This window comes from Acidovorax sp. GW821-FHT09A11, from assembly GCF_059418365.1.
In genome coordinates this window covers 434,595-442,064 of sequence record NZ_JBWKPS010000005.1, presented here as the reverse complement: position 1 = coordinate 442,064, position 7,470 = coordinate 434,595, and the positions used below count along the sequence as shown (strand labels likewise).

At 60.3% G+C, this 7,470-nt stretch carries 5 protein-coding genes and 1 tRNA gene; 2 read left to right on the top strand and 4 right to left on the bottom strand.

Translation table 11 applies throughout. From position 1 onward, the window contains the following. Positions 1-89: 89 nt before the first annotated feature. Positions 90-1,091 carry a site-specific integrase gene (locus tag AC07PV_RS16410; RefSeq protein WP_494630781.1) on the top strand — a complete coding sequence of 334 codons (1,002 nt, stop codon included), beginning with the start codon at positions 90-92 and terminating at the stop codon, positions 1,089-1,091. A gap of 129 nt (positions 1,092-1,220) precedes the next feature. Beyond that, positions 1,221-2,684 carry a PIN domain-containing protein gene (locus AC07PV_RS16405; protein ID WP_494630780.1) on the top strand — a complete coding sequence of 488 codons (1,464 nt, stop codon included), beginning with the start codon at positions 1,221-1,223 and terminating at the stop codon, positions 2,682-2,684. 345 nt (positions 2,685-3,029) lie between these two features. On the opposite strand, the gene AC07PV_RS16400 is transcribed toward AC07PV_RS16405, so the two are convergent. The 4 genes from AC07PV_RS16400 to AC07PV_RS16385 form a co-directional block, all read right to left on the bottom strand. Continuing rightward, positions 3,030-3,119: transfer RNA gene (locus AC07PV_RS16400), tRNA-Ser, on the bottom strand. Positions 3,120-3,333: 214 nt separating this feature from the next. Beyond that, positions 3,334-4,647, bottom strand: a complete 1,314-nt coding sequence (locus AC07PV_RS16395) for an IPTL-CTERM sorting domain-containing protein (protein ID WP_494630778.1) — start codon at positions 4,645-4,647, stop codon at positions 3,334-3,336. 145 nt (positions 4,648-4,792) lie between these two features. Beyond that, positions 4,793-5,686, bottom strand: a complete 894-nt coding sequence (locus AC07PV_RS16390) for a hypothetical protein (protein WP_218295787.1) — start codon at positions 5,684-5,686, stop codon at positions 4,793-4,795. Further along, complete coding sequence (locus tag AC07PV_RS16385; protein WP_492246538.1) at positions 5,683-7,095, bottom strand: glycosyltransferase family 2 protein; 1,413 nt, start codon at positions 7,093-7,095, stop codon at positions 5,683-5,685. Before AC07PV_RS16385 ends, AC07PV_RS16390 begins: the two co-directional genes overlap by 4 nt. Between the last annotated feature and the right edge of the window lie 375 nt (positions 7,096-7,470).

Genomic DNA, 7,470 nt, shown 5'->3' with positions numbered 1-7,470 from the left:
GTTAGGGTTGGTACGTGGATCAGATTTGGATGGAAATCCTGGGGGTTAGTGGGTCACTTCTGCGTGGAAATCAACACATAGGACTCATCATGAAGAAAATTCGCACTCCGCAGGAGGGCGCTGGCGCAGCTTTGTCTGCTCGCAGCACCACCACAACCAACCGCACTCAGCCAGCGCCGCCAGAGGGCGTTCTGAGCGGTTTTTCGGCCACGGCCGAGCAGTTCATCGCGGCCAGTCAGTCTGTGGCTACCAAGCGCGCTTACGCCTCTGATCTGAAGCATTTTTTTGCCTACGGTGGGAGCGTTCCAGCCAGCGCAGCCGTTCTGGCCGAATACCTGGCCCGGTGCGCTGAGAAATTGTCCGTAGCCACCTTGGAGCGGCGATTGACCGCCATTCACAAGGCTCACCTCGAAAAGAATCTGGAGTCTCCAGCCCGATGTGAGGCTGTGAAGCGCGTGATGCAGGGCATTCGCCGGACGCTTGGTACCAAGCAGCGCCAAGTCACGCCGCTGGTCAAAGACGATCTGCTGGCAGCGTTGGTCATGGCCAATCAGCAAAGCGCAGTGAAAGCGGCACGCGACCGCGCTCTGCTGCTAGTAGGCTTTGCCAGTGCCATGCGCCGATCCGAGTTGGTGGCGGTGAAGGTGGAGCACATCACGCACCTGCATACCGGCATGGAAATCTTCTTGCCGTGCTCGAAGACCGATCAAGACAAGAACGGGCGGATGGTGTCCATCCCGCATGCCAATGATGAAAGCCGGTGTCCAGTGCGTACCCTGGTGCATTGGCTGGCCGTTTCTGAAATCAAAGAGGGGTTTGTTTTTCGGTCCGTCAGCCGCCATGACCGCGTTGCGCGACATGGGCTATCAGCGCAGTCAGTAGCGCTTGTGGTGAAGGCATCAGTGGAGCGCGTGGGTGGAGATGCGAAGAAAGTCAGCGGCCACAGTCTGCGGGCAGGCTACTGCACCAGCGCCGCAGAGAAGGGTTTACAGCCGTGGCAAATACGCGAGCAAACGGGCCATCGAAGTGATGTGACGTTGGCGAAGTACATCCGGCCGACCGCGCGAAGAAAGATTCCAAGTCTACTTTAACGCTCATCCTTTCGAGATAACACGCATCACATTCTTGAATGTCGGCGTGTGTTTGCTTCAGCAGAAGTGGATCAGGTCTAATAGGTGCATGCTGGGCAACTGACCGGAATTCGCGGTTGTACGAAAAGTATGAGCACTCAAAAAACTCTCTATTTGTTCCCTGATACCAATGTGTTCCTGCAGTGCAAACCATTGGAGCAGGTTGACTGGTCGTCTTTTGGAGCGTGGGGCTGCATTGACATTGTTCTAACCAGGCCGGTGCAGGCGGAGATTGATGCGTTCAAGGGGAAGGGAAATGGGCGGCAAGCATCAAGGGCTCGGACGGCATCAAGCTTAATCCGGCAACTTCTTGAGGTTGATGAGGGATGCATCATGCTGCGATCCGCGCCTGATGTGCGTCTTTGTTTGCGTCACGATCTGCGCCGCGATGAAGACGTGGCGGACACGCTCGACTACGAGGAACGCGATGATCAGTTGGTTGGAACGGCGTTGGCTTTCCATAAAGCCAGTCCAACTGAAGCGGTAAGGCTTCTCACCAATGACACAGGCCCAATGGCAAGTGCAAAGGCTGTAGGCCTTGCATACAGTGTTGTACCAGTGGATTGGCTTCTGCAGCCAGAGACTGATGAGGTGGAGAAACGCGAAAAGGCGTTGAAGGCGGAGATTGCCAAGTACAAAAATACAGAGCCTGCCTTTGAGCTAAAAGCTCTGCATGACGTGCCCGTGGTGGCGACTATCACTGTGTATGCCGAGCTTGGTGATGCCGAAATTCAAGGTCTATTGTTGAAGCTCACCCAGCGCTATCCATTGGCGACCGACTTTGGATCATCTGAACCGCAGGAGCGCGTCATTCGCCCAAGCGATGCATCTGTTCTGTCGGTGCTACCTATGGGTGTTAAAGAGGTGTACACGCCGGCGACTTCGGAGCAAATTGCACGCTACAAAGACGCTCATGCGGAGTGGGTGGATGCTTGTAGAGCAGTGCTGGCAAAGTTGCATGCGAGACTCAACTCTCGCCTTGTATGGCCACGAGTTTCGATCAGTATTGGAAATGTCGGCTCCCGTCCTGCGGATGATGCGCTCGTAGTTTTCAAGCTTGACGGGAAGTTCTTGCTCTTGCCGCCTGAGGACAAGGGGGAGAACGAAGACGCCGGGATGTCGTTGCAGCATCCACCTACGGCGCCCAAGGGGACTTGGAAGCGTGCCGGGCGTATGGGGGTCCTGGCTAACTTTCGTGATCTTGCGGATTCACCACTCGGGCGGGGGCTGACAACGCCTTTGCCGTCAATGTTTAGGCCACCGTCGCAGCGAGACCCCAACGGCTTCTATTTCAAAGAGGGGCAAGCCGGAAAGCCAGGCGAAAGTGTCTCGTTTACCTGTCAGCAGTGGCGACATGTACATGAGCCTGAAGTTTTTGAGATGGACATTCTCTGCTCGAAAGAGCCTGGCATGTACTCTGGCGCTCTAAATGTGACAGCGCACGCAGCAAACCTGACACAGCCAGGGACACTGCGTTTGCCTCTTCGACTGACGGTAAGTAGCGAATCCTGCTTTGCGCTCGCTGAGCAAATGGTGCAGAGCCTATCTGCGTAGGGCCGCACCAAACTATGGAGGGGCCTTCAAGCAGCAGCCTTCGGAGCGGTTGAGCATTCTGCGCAAGCCGCCGACTACAGCAGCAAACATGATGGGGATCGGGAGCACGTGTGCTACCTTAACCCCTGCGTTCTTTCATTGTCTCTAGCCCGCTTGTCACGAACATGGCTTTGCTAAGACTTGTTGCTGAACTTGTGGTGTCTCCCTACCGCAGCTACGTTTTCCAGTGAAGTGATTGTTGCAAAGTGAACCAGATTCGCACAATACAACAGATTTGGAAATGGGGGTAGAAAGTGGAGTAAAAAAGCGCCATGGGCTTGGAAGCCGCATGGCGCTTAGTCTTGTTGGCGGAGAGGGTGGGATTCGAACCCACGGTAGTGTTGCCACTACGCCTGATTTCGAGTCAGGTACATTCGACCACTCTGCCACCTCTCCTGTGTGTCGAAGCTTGCGATTATAGCAAGGTTTTCAGGGCCTTCGCGCGGCAGTGCTACCCAGGGGGGCGGTACCTCGGGCACCGTTGCGCTGCCGTCCGCCTGCTGGTAGTTTTCCAGCACCGCCACCAGCGTGCGGCCCACGGCCAGACGGGAGCCTCTGAACTCTGGAGCGATGGGTAGGCTGCTGGGTAGGGGCTGGAGCGAAGCGGCTATCAGGCAGTGCGGCGCCGCATCCTCGCTAGCCCAAACATGGCCAGCAGTGCGGACAGGCCAACCAAGGCCCACTCGGTTAGGGTGGGGATGGAGGCTGGCGACACGGGTACAACAGCAACAGCCGTCACCACTGTGGCAAGGTTGTTGGCGGTATTCGTCTCCCCACCACCAGAAACCTGGGCGCCATTGGTGACCGAAGCGGGTGCATTGGCCGCGATACCCACAGTCAATGTGATGGAGGGATAGCTCGCGCCCGCACTCAGCGGATCGCTTCGGGTGCAGGTCAGCGTCGCGAGCGTGCAGGCCCAGCCAGCGCCCGCCAAGGCTGTTGCACTCAGCCCAGGAGGAAGGACATCGGTCACGGTGACTGCGCCGCTCGTCGGGCCCACTCCGCCATTGGATGCAGTGATCGTGTAGGTGGCGCCTGTCTGCCCCTGGCTGAACGGGCCATTGGCCGGCATGGCCACGGTCAGATCCGGTAGCAACGGAATGACTGTCGCAGGATCGGTAGCCGTGTTGTTGGCTGCATTCACATCGCTGCCTCCTGTCACCGTAGCAGTGTTGGTCACGCTCGCTGGCGCATTGGCCGCGACATTCACGGTCAAGGTGACGACGGGATAACTCGCGCCTGATGCCAAGGGATCTGACCGAGTGCATGTGGCAGTTTGGCCCGCAATGTTGCAAGTCCAGCCGGTTCCTGAAGCGGTAGTCGGTGTCAATCCTGCAGGCACAGTATCGGTCAGCGTCACGAGGCCTGAGGTGGGCGAGCCGCCAGTATTGGATACCGTCAATGTATATGCGGCGCCAATCTGGCCTTGCGTGAAATTGCCTGTATGGCCTTTGGTGAGCACAAGATCGGGGCCCGCCCCGATGGTTGTCACATCCAATGCGGAATTGTTCGAGGAGTTGATATCCCCGCCCCCTGCAACCGTCACGGTGTTCGTCAGGGACGGGGGCGCTGCCGGCGACACATTCACGGTCAAGGTGATCGGTGGATAGCTTGCGCCAGCGGCGAGCGGATCGCTGCGGGTGCATGAGACAGATTGGGCCACGATGCTGCAGACCCAGCCAGCACCCGCTGCCGCTGTGGGAGTGAGTCCGGCAGGCACCGTGTCCGAGACGGTGACTGCACCCGCACTGGGCGCACCCCCGGTATTGGACACCGACACGGTATAGGTGGCCCCCACCTGGCCTTGCAAGAAGCTCCCGGCATGGCTCTTCGAGACAGTCAGATCCTGAGCATAGGCCGAGGACAGAAAAGCTCCGGCGGCCAGAACGAGGAGAGCTGCGATGCGGCGGCGAAAGAGCATCATGGTTTTGATCCCGTACAGTCCAAGAAGCGTTTCATTTGACACAGCGCATCCACGCTGCCTGCGTACCTGTGGCGACACGCCTGCGATTGCAGTTGCATCGCCCCCACGGCCAGTGAGTCTCGCATGTGCCCGGCCTCATCGGTGATCAGAAGGGCAGGCTCACCCGTCCGGAAGCGCTGGTGTACCGGTATGACCCGGCCTGGCCGGAGAACAAGGGCGCCGTGTTGCTGGCCTCGATGCCGACAAACCACTGGACCGGGCTGCTGCGCCGTGATGCGAGGCCGATGGCGCCCCGCCATATCGGCTCCGACGCGCCATCGACGCGCTGCTGGCCGGCATCGATGCTGGCGCTCAGCACCACCACCTGCGCCACCTCGAACCGCGACGACAGGCCCGCCGATGCCTCATGCAGCCGCTCTGGTGAGAAGTACTCTGGCCGGTAGGCGTTGGTGTTGTGGTAGCTGCGCGTTTTTATGTAGGCATTGAGCCCATAGCGTTCGTCCAGCGAGTAGTTCCAGCGGGTGCGCAGTATTGGGCGGTTGTTGTCGTTGGAGAACAGCGCCGTGCCTGCCGCCACCCCGACGTTGAATCGCTCGGTGAAGGCGTGGTCGAGAACCAGTGCCAGGGCTGTGAAATGCGTGCCGTTCTCGATGCCTCGGATGGAGTTCACCAGGTCTCTTTCCACGCTCACCCCCAGCGCCGTGGAAGGGGTCAGCCGCTCCATGTAGTCGAGCCCCCCCACGAGGTAGCTGGTGCCCGCCACGCGGGCGGCGCCCAGACTGGCGTCGATGGTGCGTTCCTTGCTGGTTTGCTTGTAGGTGCCTGCCGCGAGGCTGCCGCTGGCCGCCCAGCCCGGCGCCGTGTAGCGCAGGGCTCCGGCGCGCAGGCCCCAGCCAGCCGCATTCGCATAGCCCAGCGTCTGCCTGCTTTCATGGAAGTCGTCTGAATCGCGGCTGGCGAAGAACGAGCCCGAAACCGACTGTGCCTGCACGCCGCAGGCACAGAGCACCGCCAGCGCGCCAATGAAACGCCCCTTCATTTCGTACCCCAATTCTTTGACCGGCTGACCAGTTCCTTGATGTAGCCCAGCACGCATGCGGGCTGCAGCACCACGCTGTAAAACAAGGCGTAGAAGATAAACCCCAGCACGTTGCGGCGGACCTTGAGCCCCTGTTCGGTGAACATCTTGGCCTGGACGGTGAACATGAGGTAGTTGACGATCATAGCGAGCGGCAGCACCAGCAGCGTCATGGGCCCCGCGATCCAGTACACGCCAAACAGCGCCAGCACGAGGCCTGGAACGAAGGCGAACGTATAGACCAGATCCATGTAGGGGAACAGCAGGTTCCACCAGATGAACAAGGTGGTCATGCGCGGCTTGAACAGCAGGCGCCAGTGCGATTTGAAGGCCTCGATGAGCCCTCGCGACCAGCGCTGGCGCTGGCGGATGAACTGCAGCCAGGTATCGGGTGCGTTCGTGAAAAGGCAGGCGTTCTCCGCGAAGCCGACGCGATGTCCGCGCTCCAGGATCGCCCATGTGAGCACGATGTCTTCACCCACCGTATGGGCCCATCCGCCGAGTTCGCGAAGGATGGCCGTGTCGTACACGGAAAACGCGCCTTGGGCCACGAGGGTGCCCTGGTACAGGCTCTGCAGGCGCTTGATGGCGGCAATGCCATGGAAATAGTCCCATTCCTGAATGGCCGTGACCATGTTCTTGCGGGAATTGCGCACGAGTACCGCGCCTGCCACGGCACGGGTGTTGGGCGGATCGCTCATGTAGCGGCGTACCAGGTTGTGCAGCGCGCTGTGGTGAAGGTAGGAGTCCCCGTCGACGGTGATGGTCAGGTGGTGGCGGACCAGGGCCAGGCCGGCGTTGAGCGCGTTGGCCTTGCCCACGTTGTGTTCAAGGTTGAGCACCTGCAGCCACGGATAGTCCAGGCCCGCGAGCTTTTCGGCGGTGGAATCCTTCGAGCCATCATTGATCACCACGACCTGCAACGGCCCCTCGTATTCCTGGCGCGAGATGCTCTCGATCGTGGAGACGATGCTTTCCTCCTCGTTGTAGGCCGCCACGAGGATGGTGATTCCCGGCAGGCGCGCGCTGGAGTGTCTTGCCGCGGGGCGCCGGTCCAGCAACAGGCTGACCACCAGGAATGCGTTCATGAAGCCCGGCACCACCGCGATGCCGTAGATCACCGGGTAGGCCGCCCACGGGCTGATGACCCGCGCCAGATCGTGCACCCAGGCATCCGCGGCATAGATGGAAAAAGCCATCCACACCACTCCGGCGAACAATGCGAACGCAAATTTCCACCGCACCGACAGGTACGGCCGCGCCCACTTCGTGGCTGCTGGGGCTGGCGGCGATGTGCTGGCGGGGCTGGCCGCGCGCTGCGGTTCGAGCGTGGGCAGGGCCGCAGGGCTTGTCTGGAGGTTGCGCGTCATCGGGAAACTCGCCTTGTGGGCTGTAGTCGGGGGCAGGCGGGTGGGGCGCGGCCCAGGTCACAAACAGGTGCGTATTTGTAAAAAATTGAAACTGTGGTGTATGAATTTTGCTGCTGGCGTGGATGCGCGTCAACCGCAATGGCCCTGCAGGCCGCCCAGCGGGCGCAAAAGCAACTGTGCGGGCCCGCCGCCGGGCGCGTGCCCGCGCGGTGCATGGCCTTGCGCGGAACCCCGGGTCCGTACAGAGCGCTTTTTCTTTGCACTCTGGGCGCCTTGGGCCATGATGGACCTTGTCCGGGCATGGAGCGCCGCGCCGCCGGGCAGGGATTTTCCTGGCGTTTCTGCGGCATTCGACGTGTGCAAAAACCACCATGG